Here is a 1,291-nt window from a genome sequence, read left to right as displayed (position 1 = left end):
CCGTTGCTTGGTATCGACTTTGCCGCTCACGGTTCTCGCGGGCGGCTGTCAGCTGCTCAACCAGCTCTCGCATCGTCCGCTGGGCATGTGGCTCATACGGAGCGCCTTGCCAGTCAGCAACCAGCATCGAGCGCTCCAGCGGAGCCGGGTCAACGCCCTGCAGCTCCAGCTGCGCAGCCAGGTAAAGCCAGCACCGCGCAAGCGCCTGAAGCTGCCCCTCAACCTGCAGTAACCGAACCTCTTCCATCGGGTGACTCCCCATGCCTGTGAATGTACCCCAACAGGCTGGCCTTTTGGTAACAGCATTGCCAATGGGCAAAAAGCCTATTTGTTTGCACGCCGCCTCCAACCACGCCGGGAGGGCCTTCCAATGACGCGCCGCTCTTGGAAGAACGCCCAGCCCAGCAGCATCCGCCAGGCCATGGAGTGGTCGCTGGACTTCGCCAAGGAGCGGCACAACCTCAGCGTCGAGCGCATTGCTGAGCGCATGGGCCAGGCCAACCACTGGGCCCTCTACAAGTGGCTAACAGAAGGGCGCATGCCTGCCGTGCTGATCCCGGCCTTCGAGCATGCCTGCGGCATCGCCCTGGTCAGCCGCTGGCTGGCCTCCACCAGCGGCAAGCTGCTGATCGACATTCCGTCCGGCCGCACCTGCACCGCCCAGGACGTAAACGAGCTGCAGGCCGTACTCAACGCCACCACCGGCGCCCTGATCGCCTTCTACCAGGGCCAGGTCGATGCCGACGCTGCCCAGGCAGCGCTGCAGGCCGGCCTCACCAGCCTGGCCTGGCACCGCACCAACGTGCAGCAGCACGCCAACCCGCAACTGGACCTAGGAGAGCAGGCATGAACGCCGTAGAGCTGGCTCAGGTGATGGACATGCACGAAGCCCTGGAGCCGTTCGCCGGCTTCACCGACTGGTGGTGTGGCTCGCGCCAGAAGCTGTTTGCAGAGCGCGCCATGGCGCTGGGCAAGCCCCTGCGCGACCTCACCGTTGGCGAGCTGCAGGACATCGCAGCCGAGGTGAGCGCCGAGATGAAACCGTTCTACACCTCCACCGGAGCCCAAGCATGACCACCCCACGCACCTCCGATAGCGGCGCGCGAATCCTGCGCGTGCTCAAGGCCCTCAAGGGCTACAGCCTCACCGGCATCAGCAACGGCGAGCTGGCCAAGGGGCTCGGCGAGAGCCCGGCCAACATCAACCGCGCCATCAACACCCTGATCGCCGAAGGCCTGGCCGTGAAGCTCGACAACGGCCGCTTCGCCCCGTCCATCGCGCTGCTGCAGAT

Annotated in this window: 4 protein-coding genes; 3 read left to right on the top strand and 1 reads right to left on the bottom strand. The window is 65.5% G+C overall.

Annotated features, from left to right (window positions below; translation table 11 throughout):
* Window positions 1-247 (bottom strand): hypothetical protein (locus BM186_RS26795; RefSeq protein ID WP_208606737.1); only part of this gene is annotated, 247 nt, incomplete at its 3' end.
* A gap of 123 nt (window positions 248-370) precedes the next feature.
* On the opposite strand from BM186_RS26795, the gene BM186_RS26045 reads away from it, so the two are divergent.
* The 3 genes from BM186_RS26045 to BM186_RS26035 form a co-directional block, all read left to right on the top strand.
* Window positions 371-850, top strand: coding sequence for a hypothetical protein (locus BM186_RS26045; protein ID WP_074919354.1), 480 nt, complete (start codon window positions 371-373; stop codon window positions 848-850).
* Complete coding sequence (locus BM186_RS26040) at window positions 847-1,074, top strand: hypothetical protein (protein ID WP_074919352.1); 228 nt, start codon at window positions 847-849, stop codon at window positions 1,072-1,074. Before BM186_RS26045 ends, BM186_RS26040 begins: the two co-directional genes overlap by 4 nt.
* Window positions 1,071-1,291 (top strand): helix-turn-helix domain-containing protein (locus tag BM186_RS26035; protein ID WP_074919349.1); only part of this gene is annotated, 221 nt, incomplete at its 3' end. The genes BM186_RS26040 and BM186_RS26035, both read left to right, overlap by 4 nt.

It is taken from the genome of Ectopseudomonas toyotomiensis, assembly GCF_900115695.1.
Taxonomy (GTDB): Bacteria; Pseudomonadota; Gammaproteobacteria; order Pseudomonadales; family Pseudomonadaceae; genus Aquipseudomonas; species Aquipseudomonas toyotomiensis.
Note: the sequence above shows the minus strand (reverse complement) of the source record. Positions and strands in the feature narration are given on the sequence as shown.